18 protein-coding genes are annotated in these 26897 nt (G+C 71.4%); all 18 read right to left on the bottom strand.

Features of this window, described 5'->3' with window-relative positions; genetic code table 11:
- Window positions 1–503 precede the first annotated feature (503 nt).
- The 18 genes from ACYVD5_RS21955 to ppdK all read right to left on the bottom strand — a co-directional run bounded on the left by ACYVD5_RS21955 (window position 504) and on the right by ppdK (window position 26570).
- Entirely contained in the window at window positions 504–1889 is a 1386-nt protein-coding gene (locus ACYVD5_RS21955) for a glycoside hydrolase family 18 protein (RefSeq protein ID WP_461002996.1), read from the bottom strand.
- A gap of 158 nt (window positions 1890–2047) precedes the next feature.
- Window positions 2048–3226: an RNA polymerase sigma factor RpoD gene (gene rpoD, locus ACYVD5_RS21950; RefSeq protein ID WP_461003004.1), complete on the bottom strand. Its 1179-nt coding sequence runs from the start codon at window positions 3224–3226 to the stop codon at window positions 2048–2050.
- 71 nt (window positions 3227–3297) lie between these two features.
- A complete protein-coding gene (gene dnaG, locus ACYVD5_RS21945; RefSeq protein ID WP_461002995.1) occupies window positions 3298–5178 on the bottom strand; it encodes a DNA primase in 1881 nt (626 codons plus the stop codon).
- Window positions 5179–5320: 142 nt separating this feature from the next.
- Window positions 5321–6652, bottom strand: a complete 1332-nt coding sequence (gene mmsB, locus ACYVD5_RS21940) for a multiple monosaccharide ABC transporter permease (RefSeq protein WP_461002994.1) — start codon at window positions 6650–6652, stop codon at window positions 5321–5323.
- Window positions 6653–6658: 6 nt separating this feature from the next.
- On the bottom strand, window positions 6659–8191 hold the full coding sequence (gene mmsA / locus ACYVD5_RS21935) for a multiple monosaccharide ABC transporter ATP-binding protein (protein WP_461002993.1): 1533 nt from the start codon (window positions 8189–8191) through the stop codon (window positions 6659–6661).
- A gap of 13 nt (window positions 8192–8204) precedes the next feature.
- The gene (chvE, locus tag ACYVD5_RS21930) at window positions 8205–9299 is read right to left on the bottom strand and encodes a multiple monosaccharide ABC transporter substrate-binding protein (RefSeq protein ID WP_461002992.1); all 1095 of its coding nucleotides are present in this window, start codon (window positions 9297–9299) and stop codon (window positions 8205–8207) included.
- 107 nt (window positions 9300–9406) lie between these two features.
- Window positions 9407–10921, bottom strand: a complete 1515-nt coding sequence (gene arfA, locus ACYVD5_RS21925) for an arabinosylfuranosidase ArfA (RefSeq protein ID WP_461002991.1) — start codon at window positions 10919–10921, stop codon at window positions 9407–9409.
- Window positions 10922–11006: 85 nt separating this feature from the next.
- Entirely contained in the window at window positions 11007–11903 is an 897-nt protein-coding gene (locus tag ACYVD5_RS21920) for a carbohydrate ABC transporter permease (RefSeq protein ID WP_461002990.1), read from the bottom strand.
- The gene (locus ACYVD5_RS21915) at window positions 11900–12871 is read right to left on the bottom strand and encodes a carbohydrate ABC transporter permease (protein ID WP_461002989.1); all 972 of its coding nucleotides are present in this window, start codon (window positions 12869–12871) and stop codon (window positions 11900–11902) included. The genes ACYVD5_RS21920 and ACYVD5_RS21915 overlap by 4 nt, the downstream gene beginning before the upstream one ends.
- Before the next feature lie 37 nt (window positions 12872–12908).
- On the bottom strand, window positions 12909–14219 hold the full coding sequence (locus ACYVD5_RS21910) for an extracellular solute-binding protein (RefSeq protein ID WP_461002988.1): 1311 nt from the start codon (window positions 14217–14219) through the stop codon (window positions 12909–12911).
- A gap of 402 nt (window positions 14220–14621) precedes the next feature.
- Entirely contained in the window at window positions 14622–15980 is a 1359-nt protein-coding gene (locus tag ACYVD5_RS21905) for an L-fucose/L-arabinose isomerase family protein (protein WP_461003003.1), read from the bottom strand.
- 35 nt (window positions 15981–16015) lie between these two features.
- Window positions 16016–16750: an L-ribulose-5-phosphate 4-epimerase gene (locus ACYVD5_RS21900; protein WP_461002987.1), complete on the bottom strand. Its 735-nt coding sequence runs from the start codon at window positions 16748–16750 to the stop codon at window positions 16016–16018.
- Between the two features lie 8 nt (window positions 16751–16758).
- Window positions 16759–18402 carry a ribulokinase gene (gene araB / locus ACYVD5_RS21895; RefSeq protein WP_461003002.1) on the bottom strand — a complete coding sequence of 548 codons (1644 nt, stop codon included), beginning with the start codon at window positions 18400–18402 and terminating at the stop codon, window positions 16759–16761.
- A 104-nt stretch (window positions 18403–18506) separates the two neighbouring features.
- On the bottom strand, window positions 18507–19535 hold the full coding sequence (locus ACYVD5_RS21890; protein WP_461002986.1) for a LacI family DNA-binding transcriptional regulator: 1029 nt from the start codon (window positions 19533–19535) through the stop codon (window positions 18507–18509).
- 424 nt (window positions 19536–19959) lie between these two features.
- Complete coding sequence (locus ACYVD5_RS21885; RefSeq protein WP_461002985.1) at window positions 19960–20805, bottom strand: putative protein N(5)-glutamine methyltransferase; 846 nt, start codon at window positions 20803–20805, stop codon at window positions 19960–19962.
- Window positions 20806–21109: 304 nt separating this feature from the next.
- Complete coding sequence (locus ACYVD5_RS21880; protein WP_461002984.1) at window positions 21110–22486, bottom strand: deoxyguanosinetriphosphate triphosphohydrolase; 1377 nt, start codon at window positions 22484–22486, stop codon at window positions 21110–21112.
- 115 nt (window positions 22487–22601) lie between these two features.
- Entirely contained in the window at window positions 22602–23714 is a 1113-nt protein-coding gene (locus ACYVD5_RS21875) for a YdcF family protein (RefSeq protein WP_461002983.1), read from the bottom strand.
- Between the two features lie 177 nt (window positions 23715–23891).
- Window positions 23892–26570 (bottom strand): pyruvate, phosphate dikinase, encoded by a 2679-nt coding sequence (gene ppdK / locus ACYVD5_RS21870; RefSeq protein ID WP_461002982.1) that lies wholly within the window; start codon window positions 26568–26570, stop codon window positions 23892–23894.
- Between the last annotated feature and the right edge of the window lie 327 nt (window positions 26571–26897).

Raw genomic sequence — 26897 nt, 5'->3', positions numbered from 1 at the left:
CCACGCCGGGATCGGCGGCCGCACTCCCGCCAGCCGCGTTACCAACCTCCCGGGACATCACATCTAGGGCGTGTTTGGTGGGTCCGTCCGTAGCGAGCGGCGCACTCGCGTGTGCCCCGCGCCCGATGCGCGAAGCGCCGGTGCGGCGCGGGGCACTGAGTTAGGAACGCCCCTACTCGGCGGGCTTCGCCATTTTCGCCGAGCGGGGGCCCGTGCCGCTCTCGCAAGGCCGAGGAGGGAGTAAGGGTGGGCCCCTTTCGACCGTCCCTAACGGGCGGCTTCGCCATTATGCCCGTCAGGGGCCCAGAGAACGCCGCGAGAGTGGTGCTGGGGCGCCGCGCAGTAGGGCAGCGACCCACCAATCACGCCCTGGGGCTGAAGCGTCCGGGCGTGGCCGGGGCGGCAGCCGACGCGGCGCCGCGTCGGCTGCCGCCCCGGTCAGCGCGGTCAGCGCCCACCCGATCCCCCGCCGGCGCGTAGGCAGCCCGGTAGACCGGCCGGTGCTACTGCTGCGGCGGCGGCGCGCCGGCGCCGCTGAGGGCGGTGTCCATGGCGCGCACCAGCTCGCCCCGCGGGTCCATGTCCAGGTTCCACAGCATGAGGCCGCCCAGGCCGTGCTCGACGGCGTAGGCGCCCTTGCGCTCGACGACGCGGGGGTTGTCGTAGGTCCACCACTCGCCGCCGTCCATCAGCCAGTTGGCGGCGCTTTCGGGGTCGAAGAAGCGGCGGGCGTCGCGCTGTTCCAGTTCTTCGTAGGAGGCGGCGCCTTCGCCGTAGTCGCCCTCGGCCGGTCCCTGCGCCTCAACCCCGAGGCCGCGGGTCCCGCCCGCCTCGACACCGCGCCAGCCGCGCCCGAAGCCGGGGAAGCCCAGGACGAGCTTTTCGGCTGGCAGGCCGTGTCCGAGATAGCCCTGTACAACGCTGTGCACGTCGGTCGATCCGGGTGCCGCCTCGGGGGCGTAGAGCTGCGAGTGGTGGCCGGTCGAACCGCTCCAGGGCCCGGTGAGGTCGTAGCCCTGCACGGTCGCGAAGTCCAAGGGTGCGAAGGCTTCCGGTTCGTAGCCGTCCCGCATCCGTTCGCGCCCGTTGGGCAGCGAGGCCGACAGCGTGTACTCCTGCCCGGTCTCCTCTTCCAGCGCATCGAGCTGGCGGCGGAACTCCTGCACGACCAGGGTGAAGTTGCGCCGGTCGGCGGGGTGCTCGGTGTTGTCGTCGTGGCCCCCGCCGCCGGGCCACTCCCAGTCCAGGTCGATCCCGTCGAACACCCCGGCCGCCGCGCCCGGCCCGCCCTGCGGCTCGCCGTCGCGCACCGGGAGGTCGCCGCGCAGCCACAGGTCCACGCACGAGGCGACGAACGCCTCGCGCGAGTCCTCGGTGCGCACAGCGGTGGAGAAGTGGGTCGAGGTGTTCCAGCCGCCCAGCGAGATGCTCGCGCCCAGTCCGGGGCGTCGCTCGCGGAGTTTGCGGAGCTGGTTGAGGCTGCCCGCCAGCGGCTGTTCGTAGGAGTCGGCGTTGCCGTCGACACTGTTGGCGGCCGAGTAGCGGCGCTGGTACATCCGCCAGTCCTGGTCGGTGTCCTCGGGGATGTGGCAGCGGCCCTGGGCGCTGACCTCGCCAAAGGCCCACAGCATCCGGGTCAGCCGCGCCGCTGCGCCGCTGTCGGCGACGTCCTTGACGCGGAAGCTGCGCGCCGCGGTGTTCCATTCGGCGAAATAGGCCACCCGGTGCGCGGTGCCCGGCCCGCTGCGCACCGCGTCGACGGCGGCCACCACCCCCGCCGCGAGCACAACGGCCAGCGCCGCGGCCGACACGCCGAGCAGTGCCCGCCCGGCGCGCGTTCGCGGCGCGCGCAGTCCCCTCGGCCGCCGGTGCGGCTCCGCCTCGGCCATCACATCCGCCAACGTAGCGGTTCCGAGGGGCGCGGCGCGGGGTGGAACGGTGGCCGCATCCTGCCGAAAACGAAACGCCGGGTGTCGCATGCACCTACCCGGCCCTTGCGGCGGGCGGGTCGCGGCACGGACCGGTGCGTGTCGGCGGATGGCGGCACTTAGGACTGCAGGAAGTCGCGCAGGGTCTTGGCCAGCGACGGATGGCGCAGTTTGGCCAGGGTCTTGGCTTCGATCTGGCGGATGCGCTCGCGGGTCACCCCGAACTCCTGTCCGACCTCCTCCAGGGTGTGGGCATGGCCGTCGCGCAGGCCGAAGCGCAGCTGGATGATGCGCTGTTCGCGTTCGGTGAGGGCGCCGAGCAGCACCAGCAGCTGGTCCTGCAGCATGGTGAACGCGGCGGCCTCAGCCGGAAGGACCGCGTCGGTATCTTCGATGAAGTCGCCGAAGTCGGAGTCCTCCTCGCCGATGGGCGCCTGCAGCGAGACCGGCTCCTGGGCCATGCGCTGGATCTCCTGCACACGCTCGCCGGCGAAGCCGAGTTCGCGCGAGATCTCAGCGGGGCTGGGTTCGCGGCCGAGTTCCTGGTGGAGCTGGCGCTGCACGCGCATCAGCCGGTTGATGGTCTCGACCATGTGCACCGGGATGCGGATGGTGCGGGCCTGGTCGGCGATGGCGCGCGTGATGGCCTGCCGGATCCACCAGGTGGCATAGGTCGAGAACTTGAATCCCTTGGCGTAGTCGAACTTTTCGACGGCCCGGATCAGGCCGAGGTTGCCCTCTTGGACCAGGTCCAGCAGCAGCAGGCCGCGGCCGAGGTAGCGCTTGGCGATCGAGACGACCAGCCGCAGATTCGACTCGATCAGCCGCTGCTTGGCGCGTTCGCCTTCGTCGGCGAGCTCTTGGAGGTCGAACGGGTCGGCGCCGGCCGCGCCGATCGTTCCGGTTGCTCCGGCCGCGGCGGGTCCGCCGGCCCGGCGGAGTTTCTCGGCCGCGAACAGGCCGGCTTCGATGGATTTGGCGAGGTCTACTTCTTCTTCTGCCGTGAGCAGCGGAACACGGCCGATCTCACGCAGGTAGATGCGCACCAGGTCGTTGGCGGGTGCTCTGGGGCCGAGTTCGGGGGCGGGCGCGGGATCTTCTTCGGCTTCAGCGGCGGGGTCGACAACGTCGACACCGTGCTGGGCCAGAGCGCGCACCACCTGGTCCAGGGACTCGGATGGGGCATCGAGGCGGTCCAGGGCCGCGGCGACGTCGGCGACGGTCACCATCTCGCCGGAACCTGCACCCGCGACCTGTTGCACCACCTGGGCGATCGGTGGCGTTTCGCCGGGCAGCACCGTTGGAGCCACGCTTACAGTGTGCCCGATGAGGCTGCGCAATGGTGAGGTCTATTTTTGTCACCTGCGTGCTACGTGGCACCGCCCGAACGCTCGCGCATCAGGCGTTTCTGCTGTTCAACGGCCATGAGTTCGGCGAATACGCTCTCGTATTCGGCGGCTTGAGCGGTGGGGTCGAGGCGGCCCAGCCGTGATTTCAGGTTTGCAACTCGGCGATTGATGGAATGAATCTTGATTGTGCCAAGAATTACCCGGGCGTAATGCTCGTCGAGTTCTCCGTAGATCTCGATCGGCTCGACCGCCAGCCGGGTGACGAACGCGCTCTGCGGTTCGTTGGGTGCGGCGTCGCGCAGCCGCGCCGCCCAGTGGCCCGAACCGTCGGCCGCAGCGACCCCGCCCTGCGCGCTGATCAGCTCGTAGACGGCGCGGTGCTGGGGCACCGAGAACGATTCGGAGTCGAGGTCGTCGAACTCGCCGGCGAGGTCGGGGTACTGCACGGCGATCTTCAACGCCTGGCGTTCGCGCTGCAATGAGGGGTCGCGCAGGTCGTAGGGCGCGGAATCGGCGGCGCCGGGCGGCGGCGCCGGAGCCGGGCGCCGCCCGGCGGCGGCACCGCCGCGGTGGCCGTTCATGTGCTGGGCCACGCGCCGCTGCACGAACGTTTCGTCCATGATGCCCAGCCAGTGGTCGAGGTTGACGCCGTAGAGCTTGCGCACGCCCTCGTTGCGGATGCTGGCCACGATCTCGGCGGCGGCGTCGAGCCCGGCCATGCGGCCCTCGGCGGTGTCGAGGTCGTACTGCTCGATGACGGTGCGGATCATGAACTCGTACAGCGGCTTGCGGTTGGCGACGAGATCGCGCACCGCGGAGTCGCCGCTGCGCTGGCGGAGGTCGCAGGGGTCGAGGCCCTCGGGTTGCACGGCCACGAAGGTTTCGGAGGCGAACCCGTGCTCCTCGGCGAAGGCGCGCACCGCGGCCTTGCGCCCGGCGGCGTCGCCGTCGAAGGTGAACACGACCTCGCCGCCCTGGTTGGAGCGGCCCAGCAGCATCCGGCGCAGGACCTTGAGGTGGTCCTCGCCGAACGAGGTGCCGCAGGTGGCAACGGCGGTGGGGACTCCGGCCAGGTGGCAGGCCATGACGTCGGTGTAGCCCTCGACGACGACCGCCCGGCGCTCGCGCGAGATGTCGCGCTTGGCGAGGTCGAGGCCGTAGAGCAGATGCCCCTTCTTGAAGATGGGGGTTTCGGGGGTGTTGAGGTACTTGGGGCCGTCGTCTTCGGGGTCGAGCTTGCGCGCACCGAAACCCACGATGTCGCCGGTGACCTCGCGAACCGGCCACACCAGCCGGTTGCGGAACTTGTCGTAGGCGCCGCGGCGCCCCTGCCCGGCCAGCCCGGCGGTGATGAGCTCCTGGTCGGTGTAGCCCTTGTGGCGCAGGTGCCCGGTAAGGGATTCCCACCCGCCGGGGGCATAGCCCACCCCGAAGTGTTCGGCGTCGGCGCGGCCGAACCCGCGCTCACTGAGGAAACGCCGGCCCTCCTGGGCAGCCGGGGACAGCAGCTGTTCGGCGTAGAAGCGCTGGGCCTCGCGGTGGGCCTCGATGAGCCGCTGGCGCTGGCCGTGGTCGCTGCGGGAGGTGTAGCCGCCGGCCTCGTAACGCAGCCGGATGCCGGCCTGCTGGGCGAGGGATTCGACGGCCTCGACAAAGCTGAGGCCCTCAAGGTTCTGGATGAAGCGAATGACGTCGCCGCCCTCGCCGCAACCGAAGCAGTAGTAGAGCCCGCGGGCGGGGGTGACGTTGAACGACGGCGATTTTTCGTCGTGGAAGGGGCACAGGCCCTTCAGCGAACCCCCGCCGGCGCTGCGGAGCTGCAGGTACTCCCCCACCACGTTGGCGATGGGCGAGCGTTCGCGTACAAGGTCTAGGTCTTCGTCTCTAATCCGGCCGGCCACGGCCCCAGCCTAGTTCGTGCCGCCGACGACCGGCCACGCCGGTAGGCCGGGCTGTGCACGGCCGGCCCCCGTGCCGCAGGGGTGCGCGGTACCGGCTGCTGCACACCCCTGCGGCGCGGTTGCGGCGCGCGCCGGGCAGGCCTTAGCCGGAGGGTTCGCTCCCCGACCGCCCGGAGCCCGCGGCGGCCGGTTCCCCGCCCTGGTCCTTGCCGGGTTCGGCCTGTTGTGCGTTTTCGGGCGGTTGCGAACCGCCGCCCTGGTTACCCTTACCCGCGGCTGCGCGGCCGCCCGCGCGCCCCGATCCGACACGCTGCTTGTTGTAGATGTCGAAGGCGACCGCGGCCAGCAGCACCAGGCCCTTGATGGCCTGCTGCCAGTCGACGCCCAGCCCGATGATGGACATGCCGTTGTTCATCACGCCCATGACCAGCGCGCCCACGATCGCACCGACCACCGTGCCCACACCGCCGGCGGCCGAGGCCCCGCCGATGAACGCCGCGGCGATCGCGTCGAGTTCGAACATCTCGCCGGCGCCCGGGGTTGCGGCGTTCAGCCGCGCGGTGAAGACCAGACCCGCCAGCGCCGAGAGCACGCCCATGTTGACGAACACCCAGAACGTGGTGCGCTGGGTCTTGACCCCGGAAAGGCGGGCGGCCTTCTCGCTGCCGCCCACCGCGTAGATGCGCCGGCCCGCGGTGGTCGACTTCATCAGGAACGCATAGCCCGCGATCAGCACGAGCAGCAGCAGTCCGATGATCGGGATCCCGTTGTAGTCGGCCAGCGCATAGGCGAACAGCATGACCCCGGCCACCGTCGCCGCCGACTTGACCGCGGTAAGGCGCGCAGAGGTGGCGGGCAGCCCGTGGTACAGGTTGCGGGCGCGGGCCCGCCACTGGATCCACACCAGCACCGCCGAACCGGCGGCGCCCAGCGCCAGGGTCAGCAGGTGCGGGCCATCGGTGAAACCGGGCACGAACCCGCTGGCCCAGGTGCGCAGCGACGGCGGCAGTGGCCCGACGGAACGCCCGCCCAGCACGATCAGGGTGGCGCCGCGGAAGATGAGCATCCCGGCGAGGGTCACGATGAACGCCGGGATGCGCACATAGGCGATCCAGAACCCCTGCCAGGCGCCGATGAGCCCGCCCATGGCCAGCGCCAGCGGCACCACGACCAGCGTGGGCAGGCCCCAACTGGTCATCAGCACGGTGGAGGCCGCGCCGGTGAACGCGACGACCGACCCCACCGACAGGTCGATGTGGCCGGTGATGATGACCAGCATCATGCCCACGGCCAGGATCAGCACGTAGGAGTTCTGCATGATCACGTTGGTGATGTTCAGCGGCTGCAGCAGCAGGCCGCCGGTGAGGATCTGGAACAGCACCACGATGACCGCCAGCGCGATCACCATGCCGTACTGCCGCGCGTTGTTGCGCACCAGATCGCGCAGAGTGCGCAGTAGAGGTGTCGATTGCATGGCCCGTCACGCCTTCGTCATGGTCATCAGCTTCATCAGGGACTCCTGGTCGGCCTCCTCGCGCTCGACCTGGCCGGTGATGCGTCCCTCGCACATGGCGTAAATGCGGTCGCACATGCCCAGCAGTTCGGGCAGCTCGGAGGAGATCAGCAGCACGCTGGCGCCCTCGGCCGCCAGGCGCTGCACGATCAGGTAGATCTCGTACTTGGCGCCGACGTCGATCCCCCGGGTGGGCTCGTCCAGGATCAGCAGCTCGGGTTCGGCGAACATCCACTTGCCCAGCACGACCTTCTGCTGGTTGCCGCCGCTGAGGTCGCCGGTGGTCTGGAAGACGCCGTTGCTTTTGACCCGCATGCGCGTGCGCATCTCCTCGGCGGCGACGGCCTCGCGCGCCGGGTCGATGACCGTGCGCCTGCTGACGCGGCCCAGGCCGGCCAGGGTCAGGTTGCGCCGGATGTCGTCGTCCAGGATCAGCCCGAGTTCCTTGCGGTCCTCGGGCACGTAGGCGATCCCGCCGGCGATGGCCTCGCCCACGTCGCGCACCTGCAGCTGTGTGCCGTCCTTGTAGACGCCGCCGTGCACGTAGCGCCCATAGGAGCGGCCGAACACACTCATCGCCAGTTCGGTGCGGCCCGCGCCCATCAGCCCGGCCAGCCCCACGATCTCGCCGCGGCGGATGTCCAGGCCGGCGCCGTCGACCACCCGGCGGCCCACCTGGGTGGGGTGGTCGACGCTCCAGTCGCGCACCTCGAAACGCACTTCGCCGATGTCGGCGGTGCGCTCGGGATAGCGCTCGTCGAGGTTGCGGCCCACCATCCCGCGGATGATCCGGTCCTCGTCGACACTGCCTGCAGCCATCGACAGCGTCTCTACGGTCCGGCCGTCGCGCAGCACGGTCACGGTGTCGGCGACCCGGGTGACCTCGCTGAGCTTGTGCGAGATGAGGATGCAGGTGATGCCCTGGTCCTTGAGCTCCCGCAGGAGCTGGAGCAGGTTGGCGCTTTCGGCCTCGTTGAGCGCCGAGGTGGGCTCGTCCAGAATCAGCAGGCTCACCTGCTTGGACAGCGCCTTGGCGATCTCGACGAGCTGCTGGCGGCCCACGCTCAGCGCCGAGACGGGGACCGTGGGGTCCTCGTCCAGACCGACGCGGCGCAGCACGTCGCGGGCCATCGCCGCGGTGCGGCCCCAGTCGAGTAGACCGGGGCCGCGCGTCCGCTCGTTGCCGAGGTAGATGTTCTCGGCCACCGACAGCTGCGGGACGAGCGCCAACTCCTGGTGGATGATGGCGATCCCGGCCCGCTCGCTGTCGCTGATGCCGCCGAATGCGCACTCTTCGCCGTCGACGTAGATCTCACCGGTGTACTCGCCGTGCCGGTAGACGCCGCTGAGCACCTTCATCAGGGTCGACTTGCCGGCGCCGTTCTCGCCCATCAGGGCGTGGATCTCGCCGCGCTCGACCTTCAGCTCGACGTCGTCCAGCGCGACCACGCCGGGGAACTCCTTGCCGATGCCGCGCATCCGCAGAATGGCATCGCTCATTTGCGGCACCGCCTCACGACAGCTCCGACTCGGAGTAGTAACCGCTGTCGATGAGCTCTTCCTGGTAGTTGTCCTCGTCGACCGAAACGGGCTCCAGCAGGTAGGAGGGCACGGTCTTCTTGCCGTTGTCGTAGCTCTCGGTGTCGTTGACCTCGGGCTTTTCACCCTGCACAACGGCGTCGGTCATGTTCACGGCGACCTCGGCGAGCTTGCGGGTGTCCTTGAAGACGGTCTGGGTCTGCTCGCCGGCGATGATCGACTTGACCGACGCCAGTTCGGCGTCCTGGCCGGTGATGACGGGCAGCGGCCGGTCGTCGCCGCCGTAGCCGACGGCCTTCAGCGAGGACAGCACGCCGATGCTGATGCCGTCGTAGGGCGAGAGGACCGCGTCGATCTCCTCGCCGGAGTAGTGCGAGCTGAGCAGGTTGTCCATGCGCGACTGCGCCTTTGCGCCGCTCCAGCGCATGGTCGCGATCTGCTTCATGTCCGTCTGCCCGCTGCGGACCTCCAGCTTGCCCTCGTCGATGTAGGGCTCCAGTACCGACATCGCGCCGTCGTAGAAGTAGTAGGCGTTGTTGTCGTCGGGCGAGCCGCCGAACAGCTCGATGTTGAAGGGGCCCTCCTCGTTCTCCAGGTCCAGGGACTGCTCGATGTACTCGGCCTGGAGCACGCCCACCTGGAAGTTGTCGAAGGTGGCGTAGTAGTCGACGTGCTCGGTGCCGCGGATCAGGCGGTCGTAGGCGATGACGGGGATGTCGTTGTCCGCGGCCATCTGCATCGTGTCGGTGAGCGCCTCGCCGTCGACGGCGGCGATGACCAGCGCGTCGACACCGCGGGTGATCATGTTCTCGATCTGGGAGACCTGGTCTTCGACCACGTCCTCGGCGTACTGCAGGTCGGTGCCGTAGCCGGCCTCCTCGAACAGCTTGACCATGTTCCTGCCGTCGGCGACCCAGCGGTCGGAGGACTTGGTCGGCATTGCGATGCCGACGGTGCCGTTCTCGCCGCCCTGGTCGGCGGCGTCGCCTACGCCGCCGCAGGACGTCAGTGCCAGTGCCAGGACCGCGGACAGGGCCGCGGCGAGGATGGCGGTGGGGGTCCGCTTCATCGTGTAGCTCCTTCATCGGGGGGTAGCGGGGGTCTGTTCGGGTGGAGCGGTGTCCGTTCGGGGTCGGGGATGGGGATCGGCGGGTACTGCGGCGGTGGGCGGTGCCCTCAGCCGCGCGCAAGCGCGAGCTTGAGCACCGTCCACGAGACCGGCGGGAGCACGGCGCGCAGGCGGCCGTCCTCCAGCCGGACATCGGTGTTGTCGCGGGGCACGACCCGGTCGGGCCGCTCTCGGGTGTTGGCGGCGTAGACGTCGTCGTCGTGCAGCGTCAAGCAGGAGATGACGCGGTCGGCGCTGAGCCCGCGCAGGTCCACGTCGAGCTCGGCCGACTCGTCGGTGGAGCGGTTGACGGCGAAGACCGCGGCCTCGCCGGCTTCGGGGTCGTAGGTGGCGACCGCGTCGACGGCCGGCACCGCGCCGTAGCGGGCGGTGTCCAGCAGCGGGCTTTCGGGCTCGACCCGCAGCACTGTGCCGGAGGCGTTGGCCGCGGTCAGCGCAAAGGGGTGGAAGGTGGTCTGGCGCCAGGCCGGGCCCCCGGGCTCGGTCATGATCGGCGCGATGACGTTGACGAGCTGGGCCAGGCTGGCCGCGGTCACCCGGTCGCTGTGGCGCAGCAGCGAGATGAGCAGGCTGCCGAAGACCACCGCGTCGGCGACGTGGTATTGGTCTTCGATGACGCGCGGCGCCACCGGCCAGTCGGTGGGCGGTTCCTGGGCGTGGTGGTGGCTCTGGTACCACACGTTCCACTCGTCGAAGGAGAGCTGGATGCGCTTCTGGGCGCCCAGCTTGGCGCGGACGGCGTCGGCGGTGGCCACCACGGACTCGATGAAGTGGTCCATGTCGGTGGCGGAGGCCAGGAAGCTGGCCAGGTCGCCGTCGTGCTCCTGGTAGTAGGCGTGCAGCGAGATGTAGTCGACGTGTTCGTAGGTCTGCTCCAGCACCTCGGCCTCCCAGGCGCCGAAGGTCGGCATGGACGAGCCCGAGGAGCCGCAAGCGACCAGCTCCAGGCCGGGGTCGCTCATCCGCATCGCCCGCGCGGTCTCGGCGGCCAGCCGGCCGTACTCGTGGGCGGTCTTGTGCCCGATCTGCCAGGGCCCGTCCAGTTCGTTGCCCAGGCACCACATGCCGATGCCGTGCGGCTGCGGGCTGCCGTTGTCGATGCGCCACTGCGAAAGCGCGGTGCCGCCGGGGTGGTTGGCGTACTCCAGCAGGTCGATGGCCTCCTGCACGCCGCGGGTGCCCAGGTTGATGGCCATCATCGGCTCGATGCCGAGCTTGCGGGTCCAGGCGGCGAACTCGTCCAGGCCGAACCGGTTGGTCTCGGTGGAGTGCCAGGCGAGTTCGCGCCGCACCGGCCGCTGGTCGGCGGGGCCGACCCCGTCCTCCCAGCGGTACCCGGAGACGAAGTTGCCGCCGGGGTAGCGCACCGCGGTGACCCCCAGTTCGCGTACGAGGTCGGCCACGTCGGTGCGGAAGCCGTCGGCGTCGGCGGCGGGGTGGTCGGGCTCGTAGATGCCGGTGTAGACGCAGCGGCCCATGTGCTCGACGAAGGAGCCGAAGGTGCGGCGGCGCACCGGCGCGACGCGGAACGCGGGGTCGATGGTCATCGACGCGTTGAGCATGGTCTGCTTCCCCCAGGGTGTGCTCGGTGGACGGGGCGGGAGGTCGGACGGGATCAGGCTGTCGGGCGGTCGGCGGGTCGGGCGGTCACTTCAGGCCGGCGTCGGTCACGCCGCGCACCACTTGGCGCTGGAAGAGCATGAACACGACGATCAGCGGGAGGGCGCCCAGGACCGAGGCGGCCATCTGCTGGGCGTAGAGGATCCCGTAGGCGCCCTGGACGGTGCCCAGCCCCACCGGGACCGTCATCAGCGCCGGGTCGGTGGTCGACACGAAGGGCCACAGGAAGTTGTTCCAGGCCTGCACGAAGGTGAAGATGCCCACCGCGGCGAGCACGGGCCCCGACATCGGCAGCACCACGCTCCACAGCACCCGCAGGTGCCCGGCGCCGTCGAGGCGGGCGGCCTCCTCGTAGTCGCGCGGGATCGCGTCGAAGAACCGCTTCAGGATGAAGATCATCACCGGCGCGACGACCTGGGGCAGCGCGACACCCCAGTAGGTGTCGACCAGGCCGAGGAACGTCATCTCGTCGAACAGCGGCACGATCAGCGCCTGCGGCGGCACCAGGATCCCGGCGACGAACAGCGCGAACAGCCACCGGCGCCCCGGGAACTCGGTCTTGGAGAACGCGTAGGCGGCCATCACGCACAGCACCAGGGTCAGCGCGGTGACCAGCACGGAGATGACCACGCTGTTCATCAGCCACTGCTGGAGGTCGCCGCGGGCGATCACGGTGCGGTAGGCCTCGAAGGTGGGTTCCAGCGGCAGCCACCGCAGCGGAACGGCCGTGGTCTCGCCCTCGGGTTTGATGGAGGTCAGCACCGCCCACACCAGCGGCATCAGCCACACCACGGCCAGGAACAGCGCCAGCACGGCGACGGCTGCGCCGCCCGGGGTCACCTTGAAGCGGCGGCGGGGGCGCGGCGCGGCCGGGCCGGCCGGGGTGCCCGGCCGCTCGGCTGCGGTAAGGGTCGCGGAGGTCATGCCGCGTCCTCCTTTCGCGAGAACATGCGGAGCTGGAGGACGGAGACGGCGATGATCACGGCGAAGAACAGGTAGGAGATCGCCGACGCGTAACCGATACGCAGCCCGGTGAACCCGCTTTCGAAGATGTAGCCGATGATGGGCCGGGCCGCGTAGTTCGGTCCGCCCGTGCCGTTGGTCATGATGTAGGCCTGGTCGAACAGCTTCAGTGAGGCCACCATCTGCAGCAGCACGATCAGTCCGGTGGTGCGGCGCAGCAGCGGCAGGGTGATCGCCCGGAACCGCTGCCAGGCGCCGGCGCCGTCGATGGCGGCGGCCTCGTAGACGTAGTCGGGGATGCCCTGCAGGGCGGCCAGGTACAGCAGGTAGTTGAACCCGGCCGTCCACCACACGGTGGTGATGGCGATGGCGATCAGCACCGTGTTCTCGTCGGTCAGCCAGGCGACCTCTGCCAGGCCGACCGAGGTCAGCAGCCCGTTGACCATGCCGAATCCGGGTTGGTACATCCACTCCCAGATCAGGGCGACCACGGCCACCGGAAGCAGGAACGGCGCGAAGTAGGCGAAGCGCAGGAACCAGCCGATGCGGGCGGTGGCGCGGTGGGTGAGTTGGGCCATGGCCAGGGCGATGGCCACCAGCGGGGGTGTGGAGAACAGGGTGAACAGCAGTGTCACCCACAGCGACTGCCATACCGACGGGTCGCCGAGCATCTCGGCCCAGTTGGCCAGGCCGACGAAGGAGATCTCGGCCTTGGCCAGGCTGCGGTCGGTGAAGCTGGTCCACAGCCCGGCGAGCAGCGGCCAGACCATGAACACGGCGAACAGGGCGGTGAAGGGCAGCACCAGCCAGAGCCCGGCCAGGTCGCGGCGGGCGCGGCCGGCGCGCCGGGGACCGGCGGCGGATCCGGGACCGGTGCGGGGCGGCGGCGCTGCGGCCGGCGTTCCCGCCGCACTTGCGTGCAGTGTCATTTCACGCTCCGCGGAGGACGAAGGGGGCGGGCACCGGCTACACCGGGTTGGGGGTGTCGATGAGCTTCTGGGCGGCGCTCTTGAACCGCCGCAGCGCGGTCTCCGGCGTTGCCGCGCCCGTGTGGACACCGTTGAAGACGGCGTTGGCCTCGGCCTGCAACCGGGCGGCCGACCCGCTGAACCACGCCTGCGGATCGAACTGGACGTCCTCGGCGGCGTGGCGGTACTCCGACTGCGGTTGCAGCCCGGCGTAATCCTCGCTTTCGGTCACCGGCAGGTAGGCGGGGGTGTGGCCGCCGCCGGCCCAGGTGATGCTGTTCTTGAGCATCCAGGCGGCGTACTCGACCGCGTTGGCCACCGCCTCCTCGTCGGGTTCGCGGCGGTTGGGCAGCACGAAGCAGTGCGAGTCGCCCTGGCCCAGTTCGGGGCCGTAGATGCCGGGGAAGGGCCGCATACCGAAGTCCATGCCGGCGTCCTGGAACGTGGCGATCTCCCAGTTGCCGGCGAACAGCAGCCCGGCGACCTCGTTCTGGAAGTTGGCGGGGGTGCCGGGTGCGTCGGAGGCCTTGGGGGCCAGGCCCTCGGCGCACAGGCGGCGCAGCAGGTCCAACACGCGCAGCGCCTTGTCGTCGTCGATGCCCAGTTGGCCGTCGAAGGTCATCTCGCCGCCGAGTTGGCGGTAGAGCGACCAGAACTGCCTCCAGGAGCCGCTGGTCTCCATGACGACGCCGTACTGGCCGGTGACCTCCTTGATCGCGGCGCAGACGTCGAAGAACGCGTCCTCGTCGGCGATGTCGATGAGTTCGCCGCCGGAGTCGAGCACGCCGGCCTGCTCGCAGATGGTCCGGTTGTAGTAGGTCACCACCAGGTGGGTGTCCAGCGGGATGCCGTAGAGCTCGCCGTCGACCGTGCACTTGTCCCACGTGGTGCTGAGCACGTTGTCGCGGGTGATGCCGTGCTCGGCGAGCAGGTCGGTGGGCACCGGCGCGATGAGGGTGCCCGCGCCCATGCCGCGGATGCGCGACACGTGCAGGGTGGCGATGTCGAAGGCGCGGCCGCCCGCGGCTCCCATCGCGAATTTGGTGTAGAAGGGGTTGCCCCACAGGAACGTGGAGGGTTGGAAATCGATGCCGGGGTGCTGTTTGCGGTACGCCTCGTGCATCTCGACCATGCGGGCGCCGTCGCCGCCGGTGAACAGGTTCCACTGGCGCAGCCGCCGCCGGCCCGCCAGGACCGTGTCGGCCGGACCGCATCCGGCCAGGGCCGTGCCGGCCGCGGCCATGCCGCCGGCCAGGAACGCGCGCCGCCGCAGGGCGGGGGCCGCGGTAGGGCCGGTGCTGTCTCTCATGCGCATGGCGACTCCTCTGCTCTCGCTGCGCTGATGCGGCCATCCCCCGGGGCCGCTGGGTGGGGGCGGATCCGGTCCGGACCGATCCGGTCGCCGCCCCGTGCGGGCCGGGCCGGGGGCGAATGGGGCGCTCCCGGCCGGCCTTCGCGCGGACGGGTCCGCGCGGTGTCGGCGTGGTGCGTGGTGCGTGGTGCGTGGTGCGGGTCGTGCGGTGCCGGGCGGTCCGGGGTTGGCGGACCGCCCGGCCGGTTTGCCCGTTCCCGGTGCTGGGGGTGCGGGTGGTGCCTGTGTTGCGTATGTTGTCTCCGGTATGCGGGTGGTGCTTGGGGCACCCGCCGCTGCGGCCCGGGTGACCGCGGGCGCCCGGCCCCGATGGGCCGGACCGGCCGCCCGTGGCGCGGATCAGACCTGGACGAACTCGATTCCGGCCAGTTCGCAGAAGACCTGCCAGTCGGCGGCGGTGCGGCCCAGGTTCATCACCATGTGGTGGGTGCCTCCGGCCCGCAGCCAGCCGTCCATGCAGCCCCGCACCCCCGAAGAGGGGCGGAACTGGCCGTAGGGCATCTCCAGAGCCGGCAGCACCGCGGAGTCCAGGACCTCCCCTTCGGCTACGACCAGCCGGAACCGCTCGCCGCCGAGGGCGACCAGCGAAGCCAGCGTCGCCGGTCCGGGCTGGATGCGGAACAGCAGCGTGGGCGGGTCGTCCAGGCCGCCGATGCCCAGCGGGCGCTTGATCAGCCGCACCGGCTCGTCGCCGCGGGCGACCTTCCAGTTGCCCTCCCCCATGTGGCTCATCAGGATCGAGTCGGTGGGGAAGTCCATCGCGTACATCTCGGTGAAGTGCCCGTCGCCGGCGAGCTGGTGCCCGGCGTAGACGATGGAAGCGGCCAGCGCGTCGCCCTCGCCGGCGAACCCGTAGCCTTGGGCCATCAGCGTGGAGGCGGCCGCCATCGGCAGCCGGGCGAACCGGCCGTCCTCACCGATGGCGTCGAAGTGCGTGGAGTAAGCGCCGCAGCCGTGCTCGGTGAGCAGCTGGGCGATGGCCAACTGCATGCGGGCGTGGTCCTCGCGCTCCTCCTTGGACAGGCGTTCGTCGACCGCGAAGCGCTCGTCCTCCTCGGCCATCAGCGCGCTGACGGACGAGGAGGGCAGCTCGGCCATCGCACGGTGCAGCGCGCCCGGCGCGATGACCTCGACCTCGGGGCCGAGCTTGCGCATCCACGCCGTCTCGTCGACCCGGGCGTCGCCCATTCCGTTCATGGCGTAGCCGAAGATGCCGACGCGGAGCCGCTTCCAGGCGGTGACCGCGCGGGCGGCGCGCGCCCAGCGGCCCACCCGCTGCTTGAACGCGTCGCTGTGCCACTCCTCGGTGATGACGTCGAAGGGGCGCCCGGCCCGCACCATGGCGTTGGCGGTGTCCTGCGCACCGTGGATGCCCTGGTTGTAGGTCATGTCGGCCATGTCCCACTCGGGGGTGACCTCGGGGTCGGGCTGGATGTTGGCCAGGCACAGCGGCATCCGCGCCTCGTGCAGCACCCGCGTGACGCGCAGCGACGGGCCGTAGGTGAGCATGACGATCAGCACGCCGTCGAGGTCGTCGCCCTCGAAGGCCCGCATGGCCGTCTCGGCGTCGGCGCGGCCGCGCACCGGGTCGGCCACGACGCAGTCGGCGACATCGGCCAGGCTGTCGGCGATCCGGCGGGCGTATCCGGCCTGCCGGTCGGTGATGCCCGGGATCATGTCGTCGTAGAGGGGCTGCATGATGCCGAGGATCCCGATGGTGGGAAGGCGTTCGCTCACGAGTCGGTACCTTCTCTCTGGCCGTAGACGTTCTGGTAGCGGTCGTAGAGGGCGTCGATGTCCTCTTGGGGCAGCCGTTCAACGGGGCCGTGCTGGCGGGCCAGGTGCACGGTGCGGGCGACGTCCTCGCACATCACGGCCGCCTTGACTGCGGCTTTGGCGTCCCTGCCGATGGTGAAGACCCCGTGTTTGGCCATCAGCACCGCCGGCGAGCGGTGCCCGGTGAGGGTCGCGACGATGCCGCGGCCGATGTCGTCGCCGCCGATCAGCGCGAACGGCCCAACGGGGATGTCGGCGCCGAACTCGTCGGCCATCGCGGTGATGGCGCACGGGATCGGCTCGTTGCGGGCGGCCCAGGCCGTGGCGTAGGTGCTGTGGGTGTGCACCACCGCGCCGACCTCGGGCAGGTGGCGGTAGACGTAGGCGTGGGCGCCGGTGTCGCTGGAGGGGGCATGGTCGCCCTCGACCGCGTTGCCGTGCAGGTCGCAGACGACCATCGACTCCGGTGTCAGGTCTTCGTAGGTGACACCGCTGGGTTTGATGACGGCGAGGTCGGTGCCCGGTACGCGGGCCGAGATGTTGCCGCTGGTCCAGGTGACCAGGTTCCAGCGGGTCAGTTCGGTGTGCAGTGCGCACACCTCGGCGCGGGCGCTGTCCAGCGCGGCGGCGTGGGTGGACAGCTGGGCGGCGAGTCGGGGGGACCGGGCTGCGGGGGGTGTCGTGGCTGTCATGGCGTCCTTCACCGGGTCAGGCTCTGGTTGCGGATGGCGCGCAGCCGGTGCAGCGCGTCGCTGCCGCCGCGGCCGAAGTGGTCGTGCAGCTCGGTGTAGACGGCGTAGAGCCCGTCGTAGGCGGCGGCGCGGTCGGGGTCGGGCAGTACGGCGTCGCGGGTGGCGCCGCCCATCGCCGCCGAGGCGGCGCGGATGTCGGTGTAGGCACCGGCGGCGACCGCGGCGTGGATGGCCGAGCCCAGGGCGGGACCCTGGTCGGAGTCGGCGACGTGCAGCGGCCGGTTCAGCACGTCGGCGTAGATCTGCAGCACGAACGCGTTGCGTTTCAGGCCGCCGGCGACCGTGAACTCCTCGACGGGCACACCGGAGCCGGCAAAGGCGTCCAGGATCGTGCGGGTGCCGAACGCGGTGGCCTCCACCAGCGCCCGGTAGACCTCCTCGGGCCGGGTGGCCAGGGTCAGGCCGCAGATGACGCCGGAGAGGCCGTGGTCGACCAGCACGGACCGGTTGCCGCTGTGCCAGTCCAGGGCGACGAGCCCGTGCGCGCCGACGGGCTGGTCGGCGGACTTGCGCGAGAGCAGGTCGTGCACTGAGATGCCCAGCTCTTCGGCCTCGCGCTGGTACGCGGCGGGCACGTGGCTGTCGGCGAGCCAGCCGAAGATGTCGCCGACTCCGCTCTGGCCGGCCTCGTAGCCCCACGTGCCGGGGGCGATGCCGTCGCGCACCGCGCCGCACATGCCCGGCACCTCGGCAAAGGATTCGGCGTTCATCACGTGGCAGGTGCTGGTGCCCATGACGGCGAGCATCCGGCCTGGTTCGACCGTCTGCGCGGCGGCGGCGGTGACGTGGGCGTCGACGTTGCCCACGGCCACCGCTGTGCCCTCGGGCAGGCCGGTCAGCGCCGCCGCTTCGGCGGACAGGCCGCCGGCGCGCTCGCCGAGCTGCATGAGCGGGTGGGCGATCTTGTCGTCGGCGAAGCCGGCGAAGTCCGGGTGCAGCGCGGCCAGATACTCGCGGTCGGGCCAGGCACCGTCCTGGTGGATGCCCTTGTATCCGGCGGTGCAGACGTTGCGCGTCTCGGCGCCGCACAGCACCCACACGATCCAGTCGGCGGCCTCGATCCAGCGCTCCGTGCGGTGGTAGACCTCGGGGTCCTCGCGCAGCACCTGCAGGCCCTTGGCGAACTCCCACTCGGAGCTGATCTTGCCGCCGTAGCGGGACAGCCAGGGCTCGCCGCGCTCGGCCGCCAGCGTGTTGATGTCGTCGGCCTCGCGCTGGGCTGCGTGGTGCTTCCACAGCTTGGGGTAAGCGTGCGGGCGGTCGGCGAACTCGGCGAGCTCGCACAGCGGGGTGCCGTCGGCGGTGGTGGGCAGCACGGTGCAGGCGGTGAAGTCGGTGCCGATGCCGACGACGCGTTCGGCGGCCACGCCCGCAGCGGCCAGCGCCTTGGGGACGGTGTGGCGCAGCACCGCCCGGTAGTCGGCGGGAACCTGCAGCGCGGTGTCGGGGGCGAGCGGGACGGTGGAGCCGGGCAGGGTCTGCGAGACGGCGCCGTGCTCGAATTCGTGCACGGCACTGGCGAGTTCGGCGCCGTCGGCGACCCGGACGACGACCGCGCGCCCCGAAAGGGTTCCGAAGTCGACTCCGATCACGACGTCGCCGTGCTCGGCACCGGGGTCGGGGGCGCCGGGATGAGCGCCGTTGTGAGCGCTAACACTCGTATTGGCCACTGGGGGTTCCTCCAAGCGCGGTGCGGCTAGGCGCGGACGGGTGCGGTGCTGGCCCGGGTGACCAGGCGCGCGGGGACCACGCTGCGCGCCGGGCCCGCCGGGACGGTGTCGTCGGGTTCCTCCAACAGGTCGATCAGCAGCCCGATCCCCCGGCGGCCGACTTCGCTGAAGTCCTGGGCCACCGTGGTGAGCGGCGGGGTGAAGAACTCGGACTCGGGGATGTCGTCGAAACCGATCACGCTGACGTCCTCGGGCACCCGCACACCCGACTCGCCCAATGCCCGCAGCACCCCCAGCGCCATCTGGTCGTTGGCCACGAACACGGCGCTGACCTCGGTGGAACCGGCCAGCTTGGAGCCGATCCGGTAGCCCGACCGGGGGCGCCAGTCGCCGTAGAGCGGTTCGGGCACCGGCGCGCCGGCCTCCTCCAGCGCGCGCCGCCAGCCGGCGGCGCGCCCTTCGGCCTCCAGCCAGTCGCCGGGGCCGGCGATGTGGTGGACCGTGCGGTGGCCCAGGTCCAACAGGTGGCGCGCGGCCAGGTAGCCGCCGCCGACCTGGTCGACGCAGACCACCGGCAGATCGGGGGCCTCGCCGCCCTCGACGGCCACCACGGGGCGTTCGGCGGGCTGGCCCGCCAGCCCTTCGACGACCGCGCGCTTGGGTGCGATCACGATGTAGCCCTCGACCGACTGCTGGGCGAGGTAGTCCATCGCCTCGCTGACCGCCTCGCGGGTGACGGTCTGCAGGGTCACCACGCTGAGGAAGTAGCCGTCGGCGCGCGCGGCGTGCTCGATTCCGGACAGGGTCTGGGCCGGGCCGTAATGCGTGGTGTCGAAGGCGACGACGCCGATCACGCCGGTGCGCCGGGTGACCAGCGCCCGCGCAGAGGAGTTGCGGCGGTAGCCCAGTTCCTCGATCGCGGCCTGGACCCGGGCCTGCGTCTCGGCGCGGACGTTGGGGTGCCCGTTGAGCACGCGCGAGACGGTCTGATGGGAGACCCCGGCCAGCCGCGCAACGTCGGCCATGACCGGACTGCGCCCAACGGGTACCGACATGCGTGCTCCACCTACTCGGCCTGCGGCTTGACGTCTGAGTGATGTGGCCAACATTGTTAGCGCTAACATTCAGGGGCGTCAAGAGGGGAACGTAATCCGAGTCACAAAACAGACCGGCGGCGGCCGAGCCCCGCCCACCCGGCGCCCGCCACTCCGTGCACCGCGCAGGAGCGCAGGACCGGCGCTGGGGGCGGCGGGGCGGGCGGGGTTCGGCGATGATCATGCGGAAATGCCCAAATGCAGCGCTGGATTTGGGCATTTCCGCATGATGGAGCGTTGGTGGCGGCGGGCGGCGGCCCGCCTGCCCAGCGCGCCGCATGCCCCGGGCTGTCCGCGGCCGCGGCGGGCACCTCGCCACCTGCGTGGGACTGATGGCCGCGTGCCCGGGCCGCCTGCGGTCGTCTGTGCTGCTATTGAGTCCGGATCACCTGTCGGTCGACCGGTGGCAAGGCCGCTCAGCGGACGGGCGGTGTGCGACGACGACCGTGGCTTCGGCCTCGTCGTCGACCGACACGCGGGCAAGGAGGCCGTCGCCGGCGGCGATGGCCACCGCCGCGGACGCCTGGCGCTCACTCGTCTCGAACAGCAGGCAGCCGCCCGGAGCCAGCCAGTCCGCTGCCCCGGCGCTGACCCGGCGCAGGGTCTCCAGGCCGTCCGCGCCGCCGTCCAGCGCCATGCGCGCCTCGTGGTCGCGCGCCTCTCCGGGCAGCAGGCCGATCTCGCCGGTGGGCACGTAGGGCACGTTGGCCAGCAGCACGTCGACGCGGCCGCGCAGCCGGCGCGGGAGGGCATCGTAGAGGTCGCCCTCGTAGACCCGTCCCGCGATGGCCGTGCAAGCATCCACCACGTTGCGCCGGGCGCAGGCCGCCGCTGCGGGATCGGCGTCGGCGGCGTGGAGTTCGGCGCCGGGCCGCACCGCGGCCAGGGCGGCGCCCAGCGCGCCGGACCCGCAGCACAGGTCGACCACCAGCGGACGCTCGGGCGCGAGCCCCGCCGCCAGTTCGACCAGCGACTCGGTGCGGCGGCGGGGCACGAAAACGCCGGGGTCGACGGCGATGCGCAGGCCGCGGAACTCGGCCCAGCCGACGACGTGTTCGAGCGGGAGCCCGCCGGCGCGCCGCTCGACCAGCGCGCCGAATTCGCCGGGATCATGGGCGGCGGAGACGAGCATGCGCACCTCGTCCTCAGCGAAGACGCAGCCCGCGGCCCGCAGCCTGGCGACGGCGGCGGAGTGGGAAAACTGGGAAATCAATGCTGGTGAAGCCGACATCGGGACCTTCCAGGGGAGCCGAAGGGGCACCCCCCGCGGCCCGTTAGGCCAGTGCAGGCCGAAGACCGCAGGAGGGGAGCGCCCTACCCGGTACAGCGGGAATGGGGTACCACCTCCTCGGTCGTGCACCCGTAAACGGGCGCGACTGCACGGTCTGCCGGGCCAGTGTACGACTCACGGCCAGGTGGCGCGCCGAGCGGGTGGCGGCGCCTGTGATCGTGGGCCAGCCCGCTGCCCTGGTGCCGACCGACGGGCCCGGCCCGCCCCGGATCGCCCGGTCGGCGCCAACCGCAGTGCCGGTCGGTCAGGTCACCAACCGGTCGTGCCAAGCGCGGGCGGAGGTGTCGGTCAGGGAGGCCACCTGGTCGATGACCACGCGCAGCGCCGCGGCGTCGTCGGGGGCCCGCTCGTAGGCGGCGCGGAAGGGGCCGTCGAGGGTGGCGGGAGCGCCGAGGCGGACCGCGGCGACCAGTTCGGCGATGATCTCGCGCTCGCGGGCCTGGTAGGCCACCGCCTCCGAGCGCGCCATGACGTAGTGGGCGGTCAGCGCCTTGAGCAGCGCGCATTCGAGCAGACTGCGGCGCGGGACGGCGAGGTCGGCGGCGTAGCGCGTGCCGGGTCCGGGCCCCCACGCGGCGCGGGTGGCCTGTTCGGCGGAGCGGCAGAGGCGCCCGATGAGCTCGCTGGTGAGGTTCTTCAGCGCCGCCAGCGAGCCGAGGTCGCCGGAGAACTCCTTGGGCCAGAACGCTTCGGCCATCAGCTCGGCGAAGACCTCCTCCAGTTCGCCCGCCCCGGCGTCGGTGTAGAGACCGGCGGCCACCGCGCACACCGCGTTGCGTTCGGCGGAGCTATGCAGCGCAGGCAGCCGGATCATGCCGGCATACAGCGCGTCCTCCAGGTCGTGCACCGAGTAGGCGACGTCGTCGGCCCAGTCCATCACCTGCGCCTCGAAGCAGATCGGCGGCGCGGCGCCTGCGGTGGCGGGCGGGGCGCCCGCGCGGATCCACTCGAAGACCGGCAGGTCGTCGGGGTAGCAGTTGAACTTCCCGCTGTCGCCGGCGCCGTCCCGGGCGTCGGCCGGACCGTCCAGACCGCTGCCGTGGCCGCCGCCTCCGTCCCGGGGCCAGGGGTACTTGAGGGTCGCGTCCAGTGTCGCCCGGGTGAGGTTGAGACCTGCGCTGGCCGGCTCGGCCGGCGGCGATCCGCCCGTCGGGCCGGCCGGGCCCGACCCGGCCGGGTCGGCGGCGCCGGCCACGACGATCTTGCCCTCCAGGCGGGTGAGCAACCGCAGGCTCTGCGCGTTGCCCTCGAAACCTCCGCAGGCCGCCGCGGCGGTGTCCAGCGCCCGCTCGCCGTTGTGGCCGAAGGGCGGGTGCCCGAGGTCGTGGGCCAGACAGGCGGCCTCGACCAGGTCGGGGTCGCAGCCCAGCGACCCGCCGAGCTCGCGGCCGATCTGGGCGCACTCCAGCGAGTGGGTCAGCCGCGTGCGCGGGAAGTCGCTTGCGCCCGGTTGCACCACCTGGGTCTTGGCGGCCAGCCGGCGCAGCGCGAAGCTGTGCAGCACGCGGGCGCGGTCACGCTCGAAGTGGCCGCGCGCGCGGCTCTTGGCGGGCTCGGGCGCCCAGCGCTGCAGGTCGCGGGCGGTGTAGCCGGGCGGTGGGGTCTCGTCGCTCGCTGACATGGTCACAGTCGACTCTACGCAACGGGAGCCCGGGACCGCCCCTGCCGGCACCGTGACCTGCCGGACTCCGCCGCGGGCGGCACCGGCCGCCCCGCCCGCACCGGCTTTACCGCCATCACACCGCGTCGACCTCGATGTCGCTGCTGTCGCCGAAGAGCCAGTAGTACCAGAGGGCGGCGGTCTCGCGGGTGATGTACCAGAGCTGGGTTTCGCGCTCGATCACCGCGGGTCCCGAGCGTGCCGGCGACGTGGCGGCCTCCAGGCCGCGGTCCTCGGCCATCAGGCGGGAGCGCAGGCTGTGCCAGGGGTCGCTGACGATCACCATGCTGGACCAGCCGTTCGCGTCGGCGACCGCGGAGACCGCCGCGATGCTCTGCAGGGTATCGTTGCCCTCCTCGACGGCGACGACGTCGCCGGCGGGCACGCCCTGTTCGACCAGCCAGGTCCGACCCGCCTCGCCTTCGGTGTGGTGGTCGGAGGGCTGGTTGCCGCCGACGGTGATGACGACGGGCGCCACGCCCTCGCGGTAGAGCTCCTCGGCGTGGGACAGCCGGGCCTCGAAGACCGGCGAGGGGCGGCCGTTGTACTGGGAGGCGCCCAGGACCAGGATCGCGTCGGATGCGGGGCGGTCGTCCATGCGCGCCGTGTACCACACCCACGCCCAGGTGGCGGGCGGAGTGCCCACCGCGAGCAGCAGCACGAGCGCCACGATCCAGCGGATGCGGACACGGCGGCGCCGACGGGGAGCCGGGGCGGGCGGGCCGTCGGGCGCATCACGGCCGCCTGGCTCGTCCGGGCCGTCCGATTCGCCGGATGTGCCGGCCCGGCCGGCCCGCCCAGGCCGACTGGGTTCCTCCGGCGGCCCGGGTTCCGTGGCCGGCGCCGGAGCGGGCCGCCGCAGAACGCGGGTCCGGTCGCCGCCGGTGCCCGCGGTCGCCGCTCCGCCCGCGCCGGTACCGCCACCGGATTCCGCGTGCGGTGAATCCGGGTGGTCCGACTGGTCCGGGTGGTCGGGGCGGTCGGGGCCGTCCGGGGCACCGTGTGCGGGTGCGTCCTCGGTGGTTGTGGCCGCGGCGCGGTCCCCGTGGAAGGGCCGGGTGTCGCCGGTGGAGACGCCCGGCTGTCCGGAGTGGGGCACGGAGCGGGCAAAGGCACGCGTGGCCTCGCCGCCGTTCCGTTCGTCCCCGTCCTGCCAGGCGGCACCGCGGCCGTCTCCCCCTGCTGGCACCTGTCACCCCCGGTTCGTGATCGTCGGACCTGCCTGACGATAATCGACTCCGGCGACCACCCAGCGCACACGCGCGGCCGTATCAGGACGGGGCCGCCGCAGGCCGCGCGCTGCGTTGCTCGCAACGCGGTGCGCGGCCTGCGGCGGCCATCCCCGGGGGCGGCAGGGGGCGTTGCCTCAGCCGCGGGCCGCCGCCCGGCCCGCCTCCAGCCGGGCGACGGGTACGCGGAACGGCGAGCACGATACGTAGTCGAGTCCGGCGCGGTGGAAAAAGTGCACCGAGTCGGGGTCGCCGCCGTGCTCGCCGCACACGCCCAGTTTGATGCCGGGCCGGGCGGCGCGCCCCTCGGCGGCGGCGATCTCGATCAGCCGGCCCACGCCCTCGATGTCCAACGACTCGAAAGGCGAGATTCCGAAGACGCCCTTCTCCAGGTAGGCGGAGAAGAACGAGGCTTCGACGTCGTCGCGGGAGAACCCCCACACGGTCTGCGTGAGGTCGTTGGTGCCGAACGAGAAGAACTCGGCGTTCTCGGCGATCTGCCCCGCCGTCAGCGCGGCGCGCGGCAGCTCGATCATCGTGCCCACAGGGAAGTCCAGCTCGACGCCGTAGGCGGCGCCGACCTCGCGCAGCACCTGTGTGGACTCCTCGCGGATGATCTCCAGCTCCTGGACGGTGCCCACCAGCGGGATCATCACCTCGGGGCGGGGGCGGCCGCCGTCGCGCAGCCGCTGGGCGGCGGCCTGGGCGATCGCGCGCACCTGCATGGTGAACAGGCCGGGCACCACCAGCCCCAGGCGCACCCCGCGCAGCCCGAGCATGGGGTTCTGCTCGTGCAGTTTGTGCACGGCCTGCAGCAGCCGCAGGTCGTTCTCGTGGCCCTCGCCGCGGGCCTCGGCGACGGCCACGCGCACCGACAGCTCGGTGATGTCGGGCAGGAACTCGTGCAGCGGCGGGTCGAGCAGCCGCACGGTCACCGGCAGGCCGTCCATGGCCGCGAAGGCCTCGGTGAAGTCGTCGCGCTGCAGCGGCAGCAGCCGGTCCAGGGCTTCCTGCTGCTCGGCATCGGTGTCGGCGAGGATGAGCTGCTCGACGAGCTGGCGGCGGTCGCCGAGGAACATGTGCTCGGTGCGGCACAGCCCGACGCCTTCTGCACCCATGCGCCGGGCGCGGGAGGCGTCCTCGGCATTGTCGGCGTTGGCGCGCACCCGCAGCCGCCGTGCGGCGTCGGCGTAGTGCATGATGCGGTCGACGGCGCGGACCAGGTCGTCGGCTTCGTCGGAGGCCGGATCGATCTCGCCTTCGAAGTAGCGCACCACCGGCGAGGCGACCACCGGCACCGCGCCGAGGTAGACCCGGCCGCTGGTGCCGTCGATGGAGATGACGTCGCCCTCTTCGACGACTTCGCCGCCGGGGGCGGTGAGCCGGCGGTTCTTGGTGTCGATGGAGAGTTCCTCGGCGCCGCACACGCACGTCTTGCCCATGCCGCGGGCGACGACGGCCGCGTGGCTGGTCTTGCCGCCGCGGCTGGTGAGGATGCCCGCGGCCGAGACCATGCCCTCCAGGTCGTCGGGGTTGGTCTCGCGGCGGCACAGCACGACGTCCTCGCCGCTGCGCGACCACTTGATGGCGGTGTAGGAGTCGAAGACGGCCTTGCCCACCGCGGCGCCGGGCGAGGCGTTCATGCCGGCACCCAGCAGGTGTCCCGCGGCGTCCTCGGCGAACCGGGGGAACATGAGCTGCGCGAGCTGGTCGCCGGTGACGCGCGAAATCGCCTCGTCCAGGCCGATCATGCCCTGGTCGATGAGCTGGTCGGCGATGCGGAAGGCCGCCGCGGCGGTGCGCTTGCCCACGCGTGTCTGCAGCATCCACAGCTTGCCGCGCTCGATGGTGAACTCGATGTCGCACAGGTCGCGGTAGTGGTTCTCCAGTTTCTCCATGATCGCCAGCAGCTCGGCGTAGCTGTCGGCGTCGAGGCGTTCCAGGTCGGCGAGCGGGACGGTGTTGCGGATGCCGGCCACGACGTCCTCGCCCTGGGCGTTTTGCAGGTAGTCGCCGTAGACGCCCTGGCGCCCGGATGCGGGGTCGCGGGTGAAGGCCACTCCGGTGCCGGAGTCCATGCCCAGGTTGCCGAACACCATGGCGCAGACGTTGACCGCCGTGCCCAGGTCGACCGGGATGCGTTCCTGGCGGCGGTAGAGCACGGCGCGCGGGGCGTTCCAGGATCCGAACACCGCCCGGACGGCCTGGTCCATCTGCTCGCGCGGGTCGGCGGGGAATTCCCGGCCGGTGTGCTCGGCGACGATGCCCTTGAAGACGTCGACCAGTTTGCGGTGGTCGGCGGCGTCCAGATCCAGGTCGCCGGTGACGCCCTTCTGCCGTTTGACCTCGTCGAAGGCGTCGTCGAACACTTCGCCGCCGATGCCTTGGACGGTTTTGCCGAACATCTGGATGAGCCGCCGGTAGGAGTCCCAGGCGAAGCGCTCGTCACCGGACTGGGCGGCCAGGCCGTGCACCGACTCGTCGTTCAGGCCGATGTTGAGGACGGTCTCCATCATCCCCGGCATGGAGAACTTGGCGCCGGAGCGCACGCTGACGAGCAGCGGGTCGTCGGCCTGGCCGAGCCGCTTGCCCATGGCCCGTTCCAGTGCATCGAGCTTGGCGGCGATCTCGGAGTCGAGCCCTTCGGGCATGTCGCCGTGGGTCAGGAAGTGCCGGCAGGCCTCGGTGGTGATCGTGAACCCCGGGGGCACCGGCAGGCCGAGGTTGGTCATCTCGGCGAGGTTGGCGCCCTTGCCGCCGAGAAGGTCCTTGTGGTCCTTGCTGCCCTCGGCGAATTCGTAAACGTACTTGGGCACGGTGGCTCCCTGCTGTCGGAAGGACCGGAAACGGCCGCTCGTCCTAGGATGCGCGCGACTCTACCCAGCGAACGCGTTCGGACCTCGCACCCCACCCTACAAACAGAGTTTTTGCAGGTAGAGTCATTCCAAAAGGTCTAAACCAATGGTCTGGACGAATATCGACGCTCCCTCGGACGAGACCGAACCGAAAGAGGCGCTACCAGGGACATAACCGCAGGTGGAAAAGGTATGCTCCGCTGCCGGACACGGCACCTGACGCGGTGGCGGGCGACGCGGCCGTTACTGGTCCAGTCGCCCGGGCCCCGGCCCCGCCGCTGCACCCCC

This window comes from Streptomonospora sediminis, assembly GCF_054778995.1.
The sequence above is the reverse complement of the archived record's forward strand: the minus strand, read 5'-3'. Positions and strand labels throughout refer to the sequence as shown.

Excerpts from the sequence above, each read along its gene's own strand:
- ACYVD5_RS21955 (WP_461002996.1), bottom strand. The coding sequence starts at position 1,889 with ATGGCCGAGGCGGAGCCGCACCGGCGGCCGAGGGGACTGCGCGCGCCG.
- mmsB (WP_461002994.1), bottom strand. The coding sequence starts at position 6,652 with ATGCAATCGACACCTCTACTGCGCACTCTGCGCGATCTGGTGCGCAAC.
- mmsA (WP_461002993.1), bottom strand. The coding sequence starts at position 8,191 with ATGAGCGATGCCATTCTGCGGATGCGCGGCATCGGCAAGGAGTTCCCC.
- chvE (WP_461002992.1), bottom strand. The coding sequence starts at position 9,299 with ATGAAGCGGACCCCCACCGCCATCCTCGCCGCGGCCCTGTCCGCGGTC.
- arfA (WP_461002991.1), bottom strand. The coding sequence starts at position 10,921 with ATGCTCAACGCGTCGATGACCATCGACCCCGCGTTCCGCGTCGCGCCG.
- ACYVD5_RS21920 (WP_461002990.1), bottom strand. The coding sequence starts at position 11,903 with ATGACCTCCGCGACCCTTACCGCAGCCGAGCGGCCGGGCACCCCGGCC.
- ACYVD5_RS21915 (WP_461002989.1), bottom strand. The coding sequence starts at position 12,871 with ATGACACTGCACGCAAGTGCGGCGGGAACGCCGGCCGCAGCGCCGCCG.
- ACYVD5_RS21910 (WP_461002988.1), bottom strand. The coding sequence starts at position 14,219 with ATGAGAGACAGCACCGGCCCTACCGCGGCCCCCGCCCTGCGGCGGCGC.
- ACYVD5_RS21905 (WP_461003003.1), bottom strand. The coding sequence starts at position 15,980 with ATGCAGCCCCTCTACGACGACATGATCCCGGGCATCACCGACCGGCAG.
- ACYVD5_RS21900 (WP_461002987.1), bottom strand. The coding sequence starts at position 16,750 with ATGACAGCCACGACACCCCCCGCAGCCCGGTCCCCCCGACTCGCCGCC.
- ACYVD5_RS21890 (WP_461002986.1), bottom strand. The coding sequence starts at position 19,535 with ATGTCGGTACCCGTTGGGCGCAGTCCGGTCATGGCCGACGTTGCGCGG.
- ACYVD5_RS21885 (WP_461002985.1), bottom strand. The coding sequence starts at position 20,805 with ATGTCGGCTTCACCAGCATTGATTTCCCAGTTTTCCCACTCCGCCGCC.
- ACYVD5_RS21880 (WP_461002984.1), bottom strand. The coding sequence starts at position 22,486 with ATGTCAGCGAGCGACGAGACCCCACCGCCCGGCTACACCGCCCGCGAC.